This is a genomic window from Dolichospermum compactum NIES-806, assembly GCF_002368115.1.
Lineage (GTDB): Bacteria > Cyanobacteriota > Cyanobacteriia > Cyanobacteriales > Nostocaceae > Dolichospermum > Dolichospermum compactum.
This window is the reverse complement of record NZ_AP018316.1, coordinates 3,945,540-3,965,509: the sequence shown is the minus strand read 5'-3', so window position 1 is coordinate 3,965,509 and position 19,970 is coordinate 3,945,540. Positions and strand designations below refer to the sequence as shown.

Sequence of the window (19,970 nt, the reverse complement as noted above, 5' to 3'; positions counted from 1 at the left end):
TTCTGCCACTGACACCGAACGGTAAAATAGACCATCGCGCCCTCCCAAAACCAGAATTAGACAGCACAATAGTAGAAAAATATGTTGCTCCACGTAACCCCATAGAAGAACTGTTAACACAAACCTGGTTACAGGTGCTAAAAATAGAATCTGTGGGTGTAAATGACAACTTCTTTGAACTGGGGGGACATTCTTTATTTGCTGTCAAATTGCTCAATCATATTCAAAAAGTATTTAATCAAAAACTTGCTTTAAGTAGTTTATTTGACAATCCAACAATTGCTCAATTAGCATTACAAATCTCTGACCATGAAGTGCAGCAATCCCATCCCCATTTGCTTACACTCCAATCCCAAGGAAATGCCACTCCTATATTTTGTTTACCTGGTACTAACGGACATGGTTTCTATTTTAAAGACTTGGCTATCAACTTAGAAAATCATCCGGTTTATAGTTTAGAAACTCCAGGAAGAAATGGATTTGGCAAAGTTCCAGATTCAGTAGAACTGCATAGTAGTCAAATGATTGATTTATTACGTGAGCAACAACCTCATGGTCCATACATACTGGCAGGATATTCAGGAGGTTCTGTCGTTGCTTTTGAAATGGCTTGCCAACTGGAAAACCAGGGTGAAAAAGTAGAATTACTGGCTATCTTGGATGCTGGCTTGGTTATTCACCCTGAATATTCAAGTAAGATGACAGATATTGATTGGATGTGGCAATTACTCCAACATATAGAAAATGTAGAGAGAATTTCATTAGGTTTGGACTACGCTGATTTAGCTGCTCAACCAGACGAGTTAGCCCGTTGGGATTTGGTGGCAGAGTATTTATACAAACATGATGTCCTACCGGAAAACTCAAGCCTGTCTTTGCTTAAAACTAATATGCAAGTGATGAAACAAATGGCAATTAATTATGATAATTATCGGCCTTCCCATCAAATTTCCGCGCCCATCGGTTTATTCCGCGCTGAAGAAGTGGATGAAGTTGCTTTACAACAACTTCGAGCTATTTCTAATTACGATTTACCGGACTGGGGATGGCAAGATTACACAGAAAACTCTGTGAAAGTAATATCTGTACCTGGAAATCACCACCGGATGCTTTATGAACCTAATGTCAAAACTTTAGCCTCACACTTACGGATGATGATGACTTACCCAATAAATTCCCAAGCAATATCTTCCTTGACGACAACTTTTTTGAATTGGGGGTAAATTCTCTACTAGTACACTGCGGCGTAAGTGAATGAACCATTTTCAAGCCTTGTAATCAGTCAAATTTTCGGAGCTTTTAATGGTTATGTTATTTACGCCAACCTGTACTAGCTGGTCAAGTAATTTCTCGGTTACGGGAAGATTTCTCTCTAGAATTGTCTCTCCAGCATTTGTTGCAAACACCTACTATTGTTGGTTTAGCTCAGACAATTGAAGCAATTCAAAGTCAAAATGCCTTTACTGAAACATCATCACAAGAATACGAAGAGGATTATTTATAAAATGGCTATATTTGAATTTTTGTCCTTACTCAATAATTTAGATATCAAAATTTGGGTTGAGGATGGTCAGTTACGTTATCGCGCTCCTAAAGGAGCAATGACAGATGAAATAAAACAGCAAATTAAAGAACGGAAAGCAGAAATTATTGCTTTTTTACAAGAAGCACAAACAGCTACACAAATCAATTATTCATCCTTAGTTCCCGTTGTCAGGGACAAAGATTTACCTTTATCTTTTGCCCAACAAAGAATGTGGTTTCTGTCTCAATTAGATGGGGAAAGCACATCTTATAATGAAAGTTTCCAACTCAGAATTGTTGGTAAACTTTCTTTGACTGCTTTAGAACAAAGTATCAACGAAATTATCCGCCGTCATGAAGTTTTAAGAACTAACTTTCCTACGGTAGAGGGTGTCCCTTTTCAGGTAATTAGACCTAATTTAACTCTCAGCATTCCTGTGATAAATGTACAAGAATTCACAGAAATTGCTGTACAAGAAATTATCAATCAAGAGGTTAACAAGTCTTTTGATTTAGGGACAGAACCTTTAATAAGAGCTACTTTACTACAGCAAGATCCAGAATCCCATTTGTTGCTGATCACCATGCACCACATCATTATAGATGGTTGGTCAATGGGGGTATTTTTCAAAGAATTAGAAGCACTTTATCCAGCGTTTATTCAGGGAAAACCAAGCCCCTTACCAGAATTAACAATACAATACGCTGATTTTGCTCTTTGGCAACGGGAATGGTTAACAAAAGAAGTTCAAGACAAGCAACTGGAATACTGGAAACAACAGTTAGCCGGCACACCTCCTTTGTTGGAGTTACCAACAGATTATCCCCGTCCACCAGAGCAAAGTTTCGCTGGTGCGAGTATAGAATTTAACATTGATGCAGATTTAACCTCTCAACTTGTCACCCTCAGTCAAAAATCAGGTGTAACTTTGTTTATGACCCTGTTAACAGCTTTTGCTGTGGTACTGCATCGTTACAGTGGTCAGGATGATATTTGTATTGGTTCACCTTTTGCTAACCGCAATCGCCGAGAAATTGATTCACTAATTGGCTTTTTTGTCAATACATTGGTATTGCGTACCCAGATGGAAGGTAATCCTCGTTTTTCACAGTTACTAGAAAAAGTTCGTTCTGTGGTTTGGGATGCCCACGCACACCAGGATATACCATTTGAACAAGTCGTAGAAGCACTAAAACCGGAACGTTCTCTGGGCTATAATCCACTGTTTCAGGTGATGTTTGTGCTGGAAAACTTCTCCCTGGATACTTTAGAGTTACCTGGTATTAGTCTGACTCCAGAAATTGTAGATAGAGGTACTGCAAAGTTTGATTTGGGTCTCTCGATGTGGCAGACACAACAGGGATTAATTGGATCTTGGGAATATAACAGCGATATTTTTGCTCCTGATACTATTGCAAGGATGATTAATCATTTTCAGACTTTGTTGGCAGGGATAGTTAAGAACCCAGAGCAAAGAATAGGAGAGTTACCACTACTAACTGAGTCAGAAAAACACCAGCTATTAACAGAGTGGAATGATACTCAAGTTGAATATCCTGTTGATAAATGTATCCATCAGTTATTTGAAGAGCAGGTAGAGAAAACACCGAATGCAATAGCAGTAGTGTTTGAAAATGAACAACTCACCTATCAGCAATTGAATAGTCGGGCGAATCAGTTAGCACATCACTTACAATCTTTGGGTGTAAAACCAGAGACATTAGTAGGGATTTGTGTAGAACGTTCCCTAGAAATGGTAATTGGATTATTAGGTATACTCAAAGCAGGAGGGGCGTATGTACCCCTAGACCCAGAGTATCCCACTGAACGCTTGAGCTTCATGTTAGAAGACGCTCAAGTATCAGTGCTGTTAACACAAAAATCACTATTAAATCAATTACCCTTAGACAATAGAGAAAAGCCTTGTCAGGTAATTTGTTTAGAGCAACTTGTACTGAGCGAAGTCGAAGTAAACACATTTAACTTAGAATTAACCGAAAACCCCAATCACCAAAATCAACCGGAAAACTTAGCCTACGTAATTTACACCTCCGGTTCAACAGGAAAACCCAAAGGAGTAACAATAGAGCATCGCGCCATAGTCAACTTAAGTTTAACCTGGGGACAAACATTCCAAGTACAAAACCATAGCCGATTATTGCAATTTGGTTCTTTTAGCTTTGACTTATCCGTAGGTGAAATTACCACAGCCTTAGTCACAGGAGCTTGTTTGTACTTAGGAAATAAAGTAACCTTATTGCCAAGTCAAAGCTTAGTAGACTTCTTAACAGTAAACAAAATTACCCATAGCTTCCTATCACCATCAGCCTTATCTGTATTACCCAAAGCAAAATTACCTGATTTGCAATGTATCACAGTAGGAGGAGAAGCTTGTACAACAGAATTAGTGAATCAGTGGGGAACAGAAAGAAAATTCTACAACTGCTACGGACCGACAGAATCTACAGTTACCGCCACCATCTTCCATTGTCAACCCAATGGAAAAAAACCAGCCATTGGTAAAGCAATATCTAATATTCGCACCTATATCTTAGATAAAAACAATCAACTATTACCACCAGGAATACCAGGAGAACTGTGTATAGCTGGAGTTGGTTTAGCTAGAGGATATTTAAATCGTCCCCAAGCGACTGGGGAAAAATTTATAGAAATAGACATAAATGGTCAAGTTGAGAGAATTTACAAAACAGGAGACTTAGCGCGTTACTTAGCAGATGGGAACATAGAATACATAGGACGCATAGACAATCAAGTTAAAATTCGGGGCTTCCGCATCGAGTTAGGAGAAATAGAAGCGGTACTCAATCAACATCCTCAAATCCAGACATCCTGCGTCATCGTCCGTGAAGACAACCCTGGACAGAAGCAATTAGTATCCTACCTAATACCACATCAGCATTCCACAGTAACCATCAGTGAAATGCGCCAATATCTCAAAGAAACACTGCCAGAATATATGGTGCCTCATAGTTTTGTCACACTAGAAACCCTACCCATAACACCCAACGGCAAAATAGATCGTCGAGCATTACCAGCACCAGAAACCCGTACAGGATTAGAAATAAAAATTGTCCCCCCACGTAATCAAACCGAAAAAATACTAGCCCAGATTTGGGCAGAAGTGCTGAGAACAAAACAAATAGGAATTAACGATAACTTCTTTGAACTCGGAGGAGACTCAATACTCAGCATCCAAATTTTAGCCAAAGCCAAACAAGCAGGACTACAACTAACAGCCAAACAACTATTCGCCAATCAAACAATCGCCGAACTAGCAGCAATAGCACCGAACATCAAAACCATAGAAATAAAACAAGAACTAGTCACAGGTAAATTACCCCTAACACCCATTCAACACTGGTTTTTTGAGCAAAACTTTACACAACCACACCACTTCAACCAAGCATTCCTGCTATCAGTTCCCAGCGACATAAAACCAGAACCATTAAAACAAGCATTCCAGCAACTGCTAACACATCATGATGCCCTAAGACTAAGTTTTAGCCAAAAAAACTCCAATTGGGAACAGACATACACCGCTCCAAAAGATCAAATAGCCTTCCATGAGATAGACCTATCAACAATTCCAGAACATAAACAACCAGAAGCCATTGAAGCACAAGGAAATTTATTACAAGCCAACCTAGACATATCAGAAAACCTAGTACAAGTAGCCTTATTCCATCTAGGCATAGGAAAAAGAGCGAGATTACAAATAACCATCCATCACCTAGCCATTGACGGAGTTTCCTGGAGAATCTTATTAGAAGACCTACAAACAGCCTACCAGCAACTTGAGCAAGGCAAAGATATTCAGCTTCCTGCCAAAACCACATCTTTTAAAGATTGGTCTGAGCAATTAACAGCTTATGCCCAATCACAAACCCTCAAATCGGAAGCGGCTTATTGGTTGAATGAAACTCGCGCCGCAGTTCCTTCCATCTTTGTTGACCATACAAAAGGGGAAAATACTGTTGCCGCAGCTAACACAGTTTTATTGTCTTTAAGTGAGGCAGAAACTCACGCCTTACTGCACGATGTACCAAAAGCTTACAACACACAAATTAACGATGTTCTCCTGACCGCTTTAGCGTTAGTTTTGAGCAAATGGACAAACTCTAAAAATGTGTTGTTCAACTTAGAAGGTCATGGACGGGAAGATATTGTTGATAGTGTAGATTTATCACGGACAATAGGTTGGTTTACAACTATATTCCCCGTAGTGGTAGAACTCCCAACTACAGACAATTTAGGGGATGCTTTTCTGGGGAATGTTTTAAAATCTGTTAAAGAACAACTGCGGGCTATTCCCAATAAAGGCATTGGTTATGGACTATTGCGCTATCTGAGTCAAGATCCAGAAATTGGCAAACAACTCAAGACATTACCCCAAGCCGAAATCAGTTTTAATTATTTAGGTCAATTTGATCAACAGATTAATACAACCTCTTGGATGCAGCCAGCTAGTGAGTCTGCGGGAAAAATGCACGGTTTACAAAACAACCGCCCTCATCTGCTAGATATAAACAGCATGATAGTTGAAGAACAGTTGCAAATAGAGTGGACATACAGCACAAATCTTCACCAAGCAGCCACAATTGAAAACCTAGCAAGGGAATTTGTCAACACATTACAGGACATCATTACTCATTGTGCATCAGGTAAAAATGGAGGTCATACACCTTCAGATTTCCCATTAGTGAAGCTCAACCAGTTAGAAATAGACCAACTATTGGCAAGTTTCGGCAAAACGAAAAAAACTAACTGGCGAAATATTGAAAATATATATCCACTGTCACCAATGCAAGAGGGGATGCTGTTTGAAAGTTTGTATGCCCCTGATTCTCAAGTATATTTTGAACAGTCGATTTACAATTTGAGTGGTAAACTAAACCTGGTAGCATTTGAAAAAGCTTGGCAGCAAGTAGTAGCAAGACATTCAATATTGCGGACTGCTTTTATTTGGGAGCAGTTGGCAGAGCCGGTGCAAATAGTTTATCGGCAAGTGGATGTTAAAATAGAGAGCGAGGATTGGCAGCACCTATCGACTCAAGAAGCACAAGAAAAATTAGAGGTGTTAGTGCAGTCTCAGAGAAAACAGGGTTTCCAACTGTCTACAGCACCATTAATGCAGTTAAGTGTTATACAATTGAGTGCAGATAGTTATCAATTTGTGTGGAATTTTCATCATTTATTGCTTGATGGCTGGTCAGTGCCTTTACTGTTCCAAGACCTATTGTATTTTTATCAAGCAATTATCAAAGGTGAAAATCCAACACTACCAGCAGTTTTAAGCTATGACAAATATATTGCTTGGTTACAGCAGCAAGACTTGAGCAAAGCTGAAGAATTTTGGCGAGAAAAACTGCAAGGTTTTACAGCACCAACTCCTTTAACAGTTGATAAATTATCGTCAAACCAGAAACAGTTAGATTCTCGTTACAGGGAACAAAAAATTCAACTGACAGCGCAACAAACAGAAGCTTTACAGACCTTTGTCCGAAAGCATCAACTGACGATGAATAATTTGGTGCAGGGAGCTTGGGGTTTATTATTATCTCGGTACAGTCAAGAATCAGATATTGTTTTTGGTGCTACAGTATCTGGTCGTCCTCCATCTTTAATGGGTGTGGAGTCAATGGTAGGATTATTTATCAATAGCTTACCAGTGAGAGTTAAAACTTGTCCTGAAACTGAAGTTTTGGCTTTGTTGAAAGATCTACAAATACAGCAAGTTGAGTCTGAACAATATTCCTATAGCTCATTGGCAGATATTCAAAGATTGAGTGATGTTCCTGGAGGGAGTTCTTTATTTGAGAGTCTGGTTGTTTTTGAGAATTATCCGGTTAGTGAAGCAGCGGAAAAAAACAATTATGGTTTTTCAATAGATAATGTTCAGGGTATTGAGCAAACCAATTATCCTTTAACAGTGGGAGTAATTCCTGGTCAGGAATTACTGGTAATAATTAGTTATGATACAAGCCGATTTGATGATGCAGCGATTTGTCGTTTGTTAGGACATTTCCAAACATTGTTATCTGGAATTGTTGCTGATCCCCAACAGCGAATTTCCCAATTACCTTTGTTGACAGAAACTGAGCAACATCAATTATTGGTAGAGTGGAATGATACTCAAGTTGAATATCCTGTTGATAAGTGCATCCATCAGTTATTTGAAGAGCAGGTAGAGAAAACACCAGATGCAATAGCAGTAGTGTTTGAAAACGAACAACTAACCTATCAGCAATTGAACAGTCGGGCTAATCAGTTAGCACATCACTTACAATCTTTGGGTGTAAAACCAGATACACTGGTGGGGATTTGTGTTGAGCGATCGCTTGATATGGTTGTAGGACTATTGGCTATTCTCAAAGCTGGTGGGGCTTATGTACCACTAGATCCTGAGTATCCCCAAGAACGCTTGAGCTTCATGTTAGAAGATACTCAAGTTGCCGTGCTACTAACTCAACAGCATCTAATTAAGCGACTACCTGATTATCAAAAACAGATAATATGCTTGGATACTGACTGGGAAGTAATTTCCGAATTTAGCCAGGAAAATGTGACTAATGCTGTCACAGCTAATAACCTAGCTTATCTGATTTATACTTCTGGTTCTACAGGTCAGCCTAAAGGAGTAATGATTGTTCATGATGCACTGCTAAATCTAGTATTCTGGCATCAACGTACTTTTGAAATTACTGCCTTAGACAAAGCCGGTCAAGTAGCTTCCATCGCCTTTGACGCTGCCGTATGGGAGTTGTGGCCTTACCTCACCGCAGGAGCAAGTATTTATTTAGTTAAATCAGAAATCCTGATGTCTCCAGTGGATTTACAAGATTGGTTGCAAGAGAAAAAAATCACCATTAGTTTTTTACCGACACCAGTAGCGGAGCAGCTATTGTCACTGGAATGGAAAGACAGTACAACTGTGCGAACCATACTAACTGGCGGAGATAAACTTAATCAATGTCCATTAAATTTACTTCCTTTCCAATTAGTAAATAATTATGGTCCTACGGAAAATACAGTAGTGACAACTTCAGGGAAAGTAGTGTCTGGTAGACAAGATCATCATATCTCACCACCAATTGGTCGCCCCATAGCTAACACACAAGTCTACATTTTAGATGAGAATTTACGACCAGTACCCATAGGAGTACCAGGAGAATTACATATAGGAGGAAATGGGTTAGCAAGAGGTTATCTCAACCGTCCTGAGTTGACAAAAGAGAAATTTATCGCTAATCCGTTTAATAATGGCAAAAAACTGTATAAAACAGGAGACTTAGCCCGTTATCTACCAGATGGGAACATAGAATACTTAGGACGCATAGACAACCAAATAAAAATCAGAGGATTCCGTATTGAGTTAGGAGAAATAGAAGCGGTACTCAATCAACATCCTCAAATTCAGACATCATGCGTCATCGTCCATGAAGACAACCCCACAGAAAAACGTTTAGTTGGGTACATAGTAGCGAAAAAAGAAACAACACCAGAGCTTACAAGCATTCGTCAATTCCTGGTGAATAAACTGCCGGGGTACATGATACCATCAGCCTTAGTCAGATTGGAAAATCTACCACAGACACCCAACGGCAAAATAGACCGTCGCGCCCTACCAAAACCAGAATTAGACAGCACAATAGTAGAAAAATATGTTGCTCCACGCAACCCCATAGAAGAACTGCTAACACAAACGTGGTTACAAGTGCTAAAAGTAGAATCTGTGGGTGTAAATGACAACTTCTTTGAACTGGGGGGACATTCCCTACTAGCAACACAAATAGTTTCACGTATCCGCAACATATTCCAAGTGGAACTACCATTGAATAAATTGTTTGCTGCCCCCACAGTCAGAGAACTAGCCCATATTATTACCCAATTACAACAAGACAACTTAGAACTGTCAACACCACCTCTGTCACCCAGAGCCAAAGATGCAGACTTACCAATGTCTTTTGCCCAACAGCGTTTGTGGTTCTTAGACCAATTTGAGGCTAACAGTGTAGTATACAACATACCCACAGCTTTACATTTGCGAGGAAAATTGCAAATTACAGCATTAGAGCAAAGCTTACAAACAATTATTCATCGTCACGAAGCCTTACGTACTAATTTCACCAGCATTGACGGACAACCAATTCAAGTTATTAGAGAACAGAAAACAGGGAACAAGGAACAGGGAATAGTATCAATTGTTGACTTACAGCACTTACCCAAAACAGAACAAGAAATAGCTGTAGAACAATTAACGCAACAACAAAAGATGACAGGATTTGAGTTAGAAACAGAAGCGTTAATTAGAGTACAGTTAATCTTAGTGAACCAGACAGAGCAAATATTGTTAGTGTGTATGCACCACATTGTTTCCGATGGTTGGTCAATGGGTGTGTTTTTCCAAGAACTGACACAGCTATATAATGCTTATTGTCAAAATCAACCTTCACCTTTAACACCCCTACCAATTCAGTACGCTGATTTTGCAATTTGGCAAAGACAATGGTTGCAAGGGGATGTACTACAAAATCAATTAACATACTGGGAACAACAACTCAAAGACGCACCAACCTTATTATCATTACCCACAGACCGCCCCAGACCTGCTGTACAGACTTTAGTTGGTGCAACTCATGAATTTGCCCTGTCAGTTGAGTTAACTGATAAATTGATCAAACTCAGTCATGATCAAGGTTGTACCCTATTTATGACCTTGTTGGCTGCTTATGATACTCTGCTTTATCGCTACACTGGACAATCAGATATTTTGGTAGGTTCACCCATTGCTAACCGCGATCGCTCGGAAATAGAAGGGTTAATTGGCTTTTTTGTCAATACTTTGGTGATGCGTAGTAATTTGGCAGGTAATCCCCGTTTTAGCGAATTGCTGTCTCGTGTGCGGGAAATGGCTTTGGGTGCTTATGCTCATCAACATCTGCCCTTTGAGATGCTGGTGGAAGCATTGCAACTAGAACGGGATTTATCCCATACACCACTATTCCAAGTCATGTTTAACCTGCAAAATGCTCCTGTGTCTGAGTTGGAGTTAAACGGGTTAACCGTTAGTTCCGTACCATTTAAAGGTGTGACTGCTGCATTTGATATGACATTATTCATCCAGAACACTGATAACGGACTGGTGGGATTGTGGGAATACAACACTGATCTGTTTGACCATAGCACCATCCAGCGCATGATTGGTCATTTTGTGACTTTGTTGGAAGCAGTGGTAAATAATCCCCAAGAACGCATTGACCAGTTGCCCATATTAACAGCAGTTGAACAACAAAAGTTACTGATTGAGTGGAATTATACTAAAGCTGATTATCCTGTAGGTAAATGTCTCCATCAATTATTTGAGGAGCAGGTAGAATTAACACCGGATGCTGTATCCGTGGTGTTTGATGATCAAAAACTGACTTATCAACAGTTAAACACCCAAGCGAATCAATTAGCACACTATTTACAATCTCTGGGTGTGGGTGCAGAGGTTTTGGTAGGAATTTATTTAGAGCGATCGCTTTCGATGACTGTAGCATTGTTAGCAGTCCTCAAAGCTGGTGGTGGTTATGTTCCCCTAGATGTTGATTATCCCCAACAGCGATTAACTTACATCTCCCAAGATTCACAAATTTCTGTACTGATCACACAAGAAAGTTTACTCAATTCCTTGCCAGTGGAAGGGGTAAAAGTTATTGTCTTAGATCAAGAATGGGAAGTATTCAATTCTCACAGTCCAGAAAATCCGGTCAGTGAAGTAGTAGCGGAAAACTTGGCTTGTGTATTGTATACTTCTGGTTCTACTGGCAATCCCAAAGGTGTGATGTTAACTCATGGAGCTTTGGTAAATCATAGCAGTGCCATTAGTGAAACATTTGGTTTGACAAGTAGCGATCGTGTTTTACAATTTGCGGCTTTTGGCTTTGATGTAGCACTAGAAGAAATCTTCCCCACTTGGTTTAAAGGCGGAACATTAGTATTAAGACCAACACAAATGTTTTCTTCCTTTGCCAATTTTGCCCAGTTTATAGAACAACAACAGCTAAGTGTTTTAACTCTGACTTCAGCCTATTGGCATGAATGGATGGTAGCAGTATCTCAATCCTATGCCACCGTACCCCAAAGTTTACGGTTATTGACTGTGGGTGGAGATACAGTTTTACCGGAAACAGTGGCAATGTGGCAGCAATTGGTAGGGAATAGAATAACTTGTTTAAATGCCTACGGTCCCACAGAAGCCTCGGTTACAGCCATCGTCTATGATGTGCAGAATTACCAACCAGAAAAAACTAATACAGTCCTTATAGGTCGTCCTGTTGCTAATACAGAAATTTACATTCTTGACTCTAATCTGCAACCAGTCCCAATTGGAGTAAAAGGTGAATTGTACATTGGTGGTGAGCGTTTAGCACGGGGTTATCTCAACCGTCCAGAATTAACACAAGAGAAATTTATTGCTTATCCCTTTAATCATCCAAAATCTCAAATCCAAAATCCAAAATTATATAAAACAGGGGATTTAGCACGTTATTTACCCGACGGTAACATTGAGTTTATCGGACGTATTGATGATGTAGTGAAAATCAGAGGTTTCCGCGTTGCACTGGGAGAAATTGAAAGTCTCTTGGTTCAGCATCCTGATGTAATTTGCCAGGTGGTAATGCTCAGAGAAGATCAACCAGGACATAAACAATTGGTTGCTTATGTTGTCTCTGATAATCCATCCTTAACCCAAAATGAATTACAAAGCTTCTTGAAACAAAAGCTGCCAAATTATATGATTCCCACAGCTTTTGTCATGATGGAGGGTTTACCAGTCACGACTAATGGTAAAGTAGATCGTCGCGCCTTACCTGCACCCAGCCAAGAGATTGACTTGACTAACTTTGTTTTACCCACTACTCACACACAAAAATTGATAGCAGATATTTGGAGTAGTGTTTTAGGTACAACACATTTAGGCATTCATAACAACTTTTTTGACATGGGGGGCAATTCTTTACGCGCTATGCAAGTGATGTCTCTGTTAAGAGAGACTTTGCAAATAGATTTACCCCTACGTTATTTGTTTGAAAATCCCACAGTCGCAGAACTGGCTGCCGGGTTAGTAGAGACGTTGTATACAAAGTCTCTACCAACAAATCAGACGAATACCATTAGTACCACTAGCCTTGATTTAAAAGCAGAAGCAGTTTTAGATGCCAGTATTCAAATCCGTAGAGAGGTTATATATAGCGTCTCTACAGAGTACAACAACAAACCTCAAGGAATCTTTTTAACAGGAGTGACTGGTTTTCTGGGTAGTCATTTACTTTATGAACTCCTGCAACAAACTGAGTCTGATATTTATTGTTTGATTCGTGCTACTGATATTGAACAGGCACGACAAAAGCTAGAAAATCAACTGCAATTGTACAAACTCTGGTCAGGAGTTGACAGAAAACGTATTATTCCTGTAGTTGGAGATTTAGGGAAAAAATATTTAGGTCTTTCCACATCAGAGTATCAAAAGTTAGCAAGTCAGATAGATGTTATCTATCATTGTGGCGCTTGGATTAATGTTATTTATCCCTACTCTGTTTTAAAACCTGCTAATGTGTTGGGAACTCAAGAAATCATTCGGTTAGCCTGTGAAATCAAAGTTAAACCTTTACATTACATTTCAACTACATCCGTTTTGTCAGCAGCTACTCCCAATGAAGCAGGATTAATTTTAGAGTCTGATCTCCTTGAACAATATCAAGTCTTAGAAAATGGCTATGTCCAAAGCAAGTGGATAGCAGAGAAATTAGTGATGCAAGCTCGTCATTTAGGTCTACCTGTGGCTATTTATCGAGCATCAAGGATTACAGGAAGTACCCAAACAGGTATTAGTAACACAGATGATTTATTTTGCAGGTTAGTCAAAGGTTGTTTAGAAACCAGAATATTTCCTGATGTACAGATGGAGGATAATTTGACTCCTGTGGACTATGTGAGCAAGATCATAGTTCATCTGTCAAAACAAACAGAATCTTTAGGACAAGCATTTCACCTGGTTAATCCTGAATCTACTAGTATCCGGAATTTGTTTAATTTGATTTTGTCTTTAGGATACCCTGTACAGATGATTCCTGTAGAGCGATGGCATTCAGAGATTTTTCTTAACAGTCAAGTGTGTGATACGGATAATTTAAGAGTTGTGTCTCATGTCATCCCCAAAACGTCACTAGAAAATGGTTCTGAACCGTTGACTGACTATCAAAACATGGTCAATGGGCTAAGGAATGCTGGTATTATGTATCCTGTGTTGGATCAAGATTTATTGAGGACTTATATTTCCTATTTCATCAGTAGCGGTTTTATAGATGAACGATTGCTACAAAAACAAGTGATTTTTGGCAATACCTAGTTTTGAATAAATCTGGTAATGGGTAATGGGTAATTGATGATTGGTTATTTTAAACAACCAACAACTGACAACCAACAACTGACAACCAACAACTGACAACCAACAACTGACAACTATGCCAACTCAAGTTCAACCTGAACCTTCGACAAATCCTTTTTCAGCTTTGACTCAATTTTGGAAAAATGTTCAATCTATTGCCGAACCTTATTGGTATCCAAATACCTCAAGGGAAAGAGCATTTTCAGACGTGATTCGTTCCTGGGGAATGCTTATTCTATTGATAATACTTATAATTGGACTTGTTAGTTTAAATGTATTTAGTAATTTTCTTTATCGCTACATAGTTGATATTACTATTACAGGAAAAGATGTTTCTCAGTTTTTTAATATTGTATTTACTTATGCTATAACCCTAGCATTTGTAACAGCATTGGTAGGGTTTTCTAAGTTTGTCAGAAGGCAAATCGTCCTAGAGTGGTATGAATGGTTAAATAATCACATTCTTGCAAAATATTTACATGAAAGAGCATACTACAAAATCAATTTTAAGTCTGATATTGATAATCCTGATCAACGCATCACCCAAGAAATTGAACCTGTTATAAATAATGCTTTGACTTTTTCAACTACCTTACTAGAAAAAATACTGGAAATCGCAGCTTATATTATAATTATTTGGTCAATTTCCAAACAAGTTGCAATTATTTTAGTAATTTATACTCTTTTGGGTAATCTAGTTGCTTTCTATTTGAATCAAGAAATAAATAAAGTTAATCAAGAGGAACTGGAATCTAAGGCTGATTATAACTATTGTTTAACTCATGTTAGGGTTCATGCTGAATCTATAGCTTTTTTTCGGGGAGAAAAACAAGAGTCAAATATTATTGGTAAAAGATTTGATGAGTTAATCAAGATTGCTAAAAGGAAAATTAGCTGGGAAAGAAATCAAGACTTTTTTAATAGAGGATATCAAGCTGTAATTGAGGTATTTCCATTTTTAATATTGGGTCCTTTATATATTGCAAATCATTTGGAATTTGGAGAAATTAGTCAAGCTTCTTTGTGTGCTTATCTTTTTGCTAATGCTCTAGCAGAATTAATTAATGAGTTTGGAATTTCAGGGAAGTTCTCTGTTTATGTTGAGCGGTTATCTAATTTTTCTTTTGCTTTGGAAGCAGTTACTAAACAATCGGAAAATGCTAATACTATTAAAACAGTAGAAGATAATTATATTAGTTTTGATCAAGTAACTTTACAAACTCCCGATTATGAAAGGGTAATTGTGGAAGATTTATCACTTTCTGTACAACCAGGAGAAGGTTTATTAATTGTTGGTCCGAGTGGTAGGGGTAAAAGTTCTTTGTTGAGAGCGATCGCTGGTTTGTGGAATGCAGGAACAGGTCGTCTGGTGCGGCCTCCTTTGGAAGAAGTGTTGTTTTTACCTCAACGTCCTTACATTATTTTAGGAACTTTGCGGGAACAGTTACTTTATCCACATACAGAACGAATAGTCAGCGATCGCGCGCTCAAAGAAGTTTTAAAACAAGTTAATCTGGATAGTTTATTAAGTCGAGTAGATGGTTTTGATACTGAAGTTCCTTGGGAAAATATATTATCTTTAGGAGAGCAACAACGTTTAGCATTTGCCAGACTGTTAGTTACTCAACCTGGTTTCACTATCTTAGATGAAGCTACGAGTGCTTTAGATTTAAAGAATGAAGGTAACTTATATCAACAATTACGAGCAGCAAAAACAACATTTATCAGTGTCGGACATCGAGAAAGCTTATTTGATTATCATCAATGGGTTTTAGAACTTTCTCAAGATTCTAGTTGGCAACTTTTGACTGTACAAGATTATCAACGTCAGAAATTACAATCAGTTGTCATCAGTGCTGCTGGAAATACTGAAATGACAATAGATAATTTGGTCACTAATCAATCTCCTAATCAATCAGAAACAGCAACACAAGTAAGTGTCATTACCGGACTTTCTCATCAAGAAATGCAGAAATTAACAGACTATTCACTGGGGACTGTGAGAACTAAAGCCAGTAAAAGTCAAACTATTACTACTGAGGATGGTTCTACCTACAGCTATAATAAAGACCCCAATGTTTTGAAATGGGTAAAAGTTTAGGGTGAGACAAACTACAATGTTTTTGTTTTTGGGCTGTAGATTTTGTTGGGATACATATTTTCAAAATAGGTAATAGCAACTTCACCCAGTGCTTTAACTGCGGCCGCTCCCATTGCGGGTTGAACCACTGAGCCAATACCAGGAATCAACCCTGCTACAATACTGCCTATATTAAAAAGGAATTGTCCACCACCTACGCCTATAATTGCTGCGGCCATTGCTCCAGCACCACTAGCAGGTATCAAACTCATGTCATAAATTTGAGCAATGCGAGTGATTACAACACCCTGTACACCAGCTAAAGTGGTTTGAAATGTGAGCGCAACAATAGGAGAAATTCCACCCGCAACTCCCGCTGTTGCTCCTGCTCCCATCATTAACCAAAGTTCATCTCTAGCTTGATCACGACAATATTTATTCATAGAAGAAGCAATGTAATAAAAAAGATTTTTTGTATACTCAGGATTTCATACCTTTCATTTATGATATTCAGAATTTTTTAGACAAAATCTATCCAAGGATATATTGAGGGGCGAGGGGTGAAATGAGCAACGGTACAGAAAGTTACGCTGTGCGATTCGTTCCTAGTAGTTCATCCGGCATTCCGCACTTCAAAATGTCACATATTTATACTTCAAAAAATGTTACCAAATTAGGATAGTTTTATTAAGTATTAATCCTGATTTTTCCTGGTGGTAATGCGATCGCGAAGCGCTCCGTAGGAATCGCTATCTGACTATTATTAGCCCTATAATGGTAATCTTGGTGTATTACAAAATGAAGTGCGGAATGTGGGGTTCATGTAAAGAAAATAAGAAACAGGCTGCTTATGACGAAGGTATTCGTAACTGTATTGAAGGTAAATTTGGGCAGGGTAAACGAAGATTTAGTTTGGGTAGAGTCATGGCTAAACTTCCTCATACCTCTGGAGACTGCTATTGCTATTACTTTTTTAGTTATGAATCTTTCTACCTTACTATCAAGGGGTTTTTGGGGATTTTTATGGCAATTTTCCCAAATAATCTCTTTCTTCTCTAATTTGATTAAAAAAAGTGATGTTTTGCCTAATTTTAAACAACAAAAACTTATCTTTGCTTTTGCCTAACTACCTGGTCAATTTTTTTTTGCCTTTTTCTACTTTTTCAGCAAGCCCTACATATTCTCTTTTGTTGATGTTGACTGTGCTTTGCGATCGCATCCCTAAATGAAGGTAAATCTGCGATACCTGTGTGGTAATCAGTAGAACACAGGAGAAAGCGACCCCAAAAAAAGAAGTCCAGAAACGAATTTCTGGCTTCTGATTTCCTATATTTAGGGTGCAAGGGCGTTACCACGAATTAAACTACCAAGGGTTTTGGCAGTAATTTTTAATTGGGTGAAGGGGTTAGCAGGAACTACGGTTTTATAGAGATAACTATCAAAAGTTAGCTTTTGTACGTCCAAATCATCACACATTTCTACAAATGCTTCCCGGGTAGCATCGGAACGGTAGAAGACGTTTTGGAGAATGTCTAATACTTTGTAGGTGAGTCCGTATTTCCTATCCCAACGTTTGAGGTATACCTTGAGGTCGGCTTCTATGGGAATCCGCGCCCCACTGTTAGCGGCTTCGACAATGGCTTCGGCGCACATTCTACCGGATTTAGCCGCGAAGTAGATACCTTCCCCGGAAGACTTGGTAACATAACCAGCAGCATCTCCTACCAAGGCTATACGACCGACAACGCGACGGGGGCGGGGATGTTCAGGGATGGGGTGGGCCTCGATTTTGATGATTTCACCACCGGCGAGTTTTTCCGAAGCACGGGCGCGAATACCAGTTTGAAATTGTTTGATTCTGGCTTTGTTGATGTGCATTGTGCCAGTACCGACGGCTACGTGATCGTATTTGGGGAATACCCAAGCGTAGAAGTCGGTGGAAACATCATCGCCAACGTACATTTCGGCGAGGTCGTTGTAATAGTCCATTTTGTCTTGGGGAAGACGAATGCGTTCTTGGAAGGCGATCGCATAATTGTAATCTCCAGCACCCATATCCTTGGCAACGCGGGAATTTGCCCCGTCAGCACCCACGATTAAATCCACCTTTAGGGTTTTGGTAACGCCTTGCGCCCCGTCCCCTGTATGGTCAACGTAGTGAATGGTATAGGGGTCGGTATTGTTCCCAGGGATATCAACTTTATGAACAGTGGCGTTAATTAAATTTGCCCCTAATTTTGCCGCCCGGTCTCGCAAGAAACCATCCAGCACTTCGCGGCGGCACATTCCTATATATTCTTCTTCATTTATCAGATTGATATCAACTTCACGATTAGAAGGAGAAATCATTTTCATCTTCCGTACCCGACGGTCAATAATTGCCGGTGGTAAGTCAAACTCACTCACCATACAGAGGGGAATAGCACCCCCACAAGGTTTGGCGTTATCTAACTTGCGCTCAAACAAATAGGTTTCAATCCCAGCTTTAGCTAGGGTTTCGGCAGCGCATGAACCCGCAGGTCCCGAACCCACAACAGCAACCCGTAGTGTCAAAGGTTTTCTCCTAATTATGAATATTTTCCCAAAGTATCCTATCACGGACTTTTGGCTGAATTTCCTTTGTAGCTCCAGGTTTTGATATAAATACAATATTCCTTAATATTTCGACATGAAACCCGTGTTTTTTATATCTTATGAGTAAATATTAGTCAATGATAACTAGAAGAACAACTAATCATTAAATATGGATCTTGCTGAATTGAGGTATAAAAATCAAACATTCTATTTCTCAAACTCTTACTCTCTGCGACTCTGCGCCTCTGCGTGAGAAAAAATCATACCTTCACCCACCAAAGCCTCATTAAATATGCAAATTTCTCTATTTGATAGGTTTTCCCGCCGTATATGTGTAACAGCAATTACAGGATATGAAAGAGAAAACAAACAAAGCAATTAAATGCGCCTATGGAACAATAAAGGAGGTCTTACTTATTAAATACGCACAATTAAAAATCAAGGTAATGCTATTTATTTATTAAATTTGGCTCTTCGGTACTTGTTATGCTAAGTTACCAGTCGGTAATAGGGAACAGGGAACAGGGAACAGGGCAAAGAGAAAAAATTTTGCCATAATATTCAAAAATATGGCTTATTTCTTCTACACAGCAAGCTTTATGAGATTTCTTTGTTCAGATTTTGCATATTATGTACTCAAGAGCCTTAAATTTATCTGTGTAACAGCTTAAAACAGTTCAAGTTGCTGACTTTTAGTTTTATATTTTTGTCGGCTTAAGTTATATTTATCTACTATATGTTCTGGAATAGGAACTTTATCAAGATTACGAGGCTCAACTTTAATTGCTCCAGAACCATAGCTTTTGCCTACCAGTCTAAGATTTTTAATTGTCTCAGGATCATTTAAAGCCTCACAAAGATTAGCGATATATAGTTCATCATCATAAATAGGATAAATACACAAAAAACTTGTTAATGGAACAACACCAGCCTCATTTTTAATAAACCGGGAATTGCGTCTACCAAGATAAGCAAATAATATGGGTGGCACTTCTCTATATTCTATTTTATACCACAATTTACGTTGTTTAATCAGGGGACGGTCAGGCAAACCTAATTTTTCACCTTCTTCAAGATAGTTAGCAACTGATTCAGGGATATTATCATTACTATTTATTGAAAGTAAAATTGTGGGACGATTATTTTCTTCTAATTTTTTGATATCTTCAATAGTTAATTTATCTCCTGTTACATCTTTTGTCCGTCCAATTGCGAGTTTAAGAAATTCTTCAGGAATTGCCAGTTCTTGAACCTGCTGTGTTGTTAAAAAAAAGAAATCATTCGCTCCTGTGGCAATACCACGCATCACCTTTGCAAAGTCATTGAGGTGATACTTA

6 protein-coding genes and 2 pseudogenes are annotated in these 19,970 nt (G+C 38.8%); 5 read left to right on the top strand and 3 right to left on the bottom strand.

Going from position 1 to position 19,970, the window contains the following annotated elements:
* The 4 genes from CA730_RS18570 to CA730_RS18560 form a co-directional block, all read left to right on the top strand.
* Window positions 1-1,223, top strand: a 1,223-nt coding sequence (locus CA730_RS18570; RefSeq protein ID WP_231939879.1) for a thioesterase domain-containing protein, incomplete at its 5' end; no start/stop codon positions are given.
* Between the two features lie 155 nt (window positions 1,224-1,378).
* Window positions 1,379-1,504 (top strand): hypothetical protein, encoded by a 126-nt coding sequence (locus CA730_RS26140; RefSeq protein WP_255549941.1) that lies wholly within the window; start codon window positions 1,379-1,381, stop codon window positions 1,502-1,504.
* Between the two features lies 1 nt (window position 1,505).
* Window positions 1,506-13,940: a non-ribosomal peptide synthetase gene (locus CA730_RS18565; protein ID WP_096669537.1), complete on the top strand. Its 12,435-nt coding sequence runs from the start codon at window positions 1,506-1,508 to the stop codon at window positions 13,938-13,940.
* 115 nt (window positions 13,941-14,055) lie between these two features.
* Entirely contained in the window at window positions 14,056-16,080 is a 2,025-nt protein-coding gene (locus CA730_RS18560) for an ABC transporter ATP-binding protein/permease (protein ID WP_096669535.1), read from the top strand.
* An 11-nt stretch (window positions 16,081-16,091) separates the two neighbouring features.
* On the opposite strand, the gene CA730_RS18555 is transcribed toward CA730_RS18560, so the two are convergent.
* The gene (locus CA730_RS18555; RefSeq protein ID WP_096669534.1) at window positions 16,092-16,502 is read right to left on the bottom strand and encodes a hypothetical protein; all 411 of its coding nucleotides are present in this window, start codon (window positions 16,500-16,502) and stop codon (window positions 16,092-16,094) included.
* 382 nt (window positions 16,503-16,884) lie between these two features.
* Here CA730_RS18555 and CA730_RS25760 point away from each other — a divergent pair.
* Window positions 16,885-17,185 (top strand): annotated as a pseudogene (locus tag CA730_RS25760) (transposase); the annotation flags it as partial.
* Between the two features lie 206 nt (window positions 17,186-17,391).
* Here the strand turns inward: CA730_RS25760 and chlP are convergent.
* Window positions 17,392-18,612 (bottom strand): geranylgeranyl reductase, encoded by a 1,221-nt coding sequence (gene chlP / locus CA730_RS18545; protein WP_096669532.1) that lies wholly within the window; start codon window positions 18,610-18,612, stop codon window positions 17,392-17,394.
* Between the two features lie 688 nt (window positions 18,613-19,300).
* Window positions 19,301-19,970 (bottom strand): annotated as a pseudogene (locus tag CA730_RS25240) (Eco57I restriction-modification methylase domain-containing protein); the annotation flags it as partial.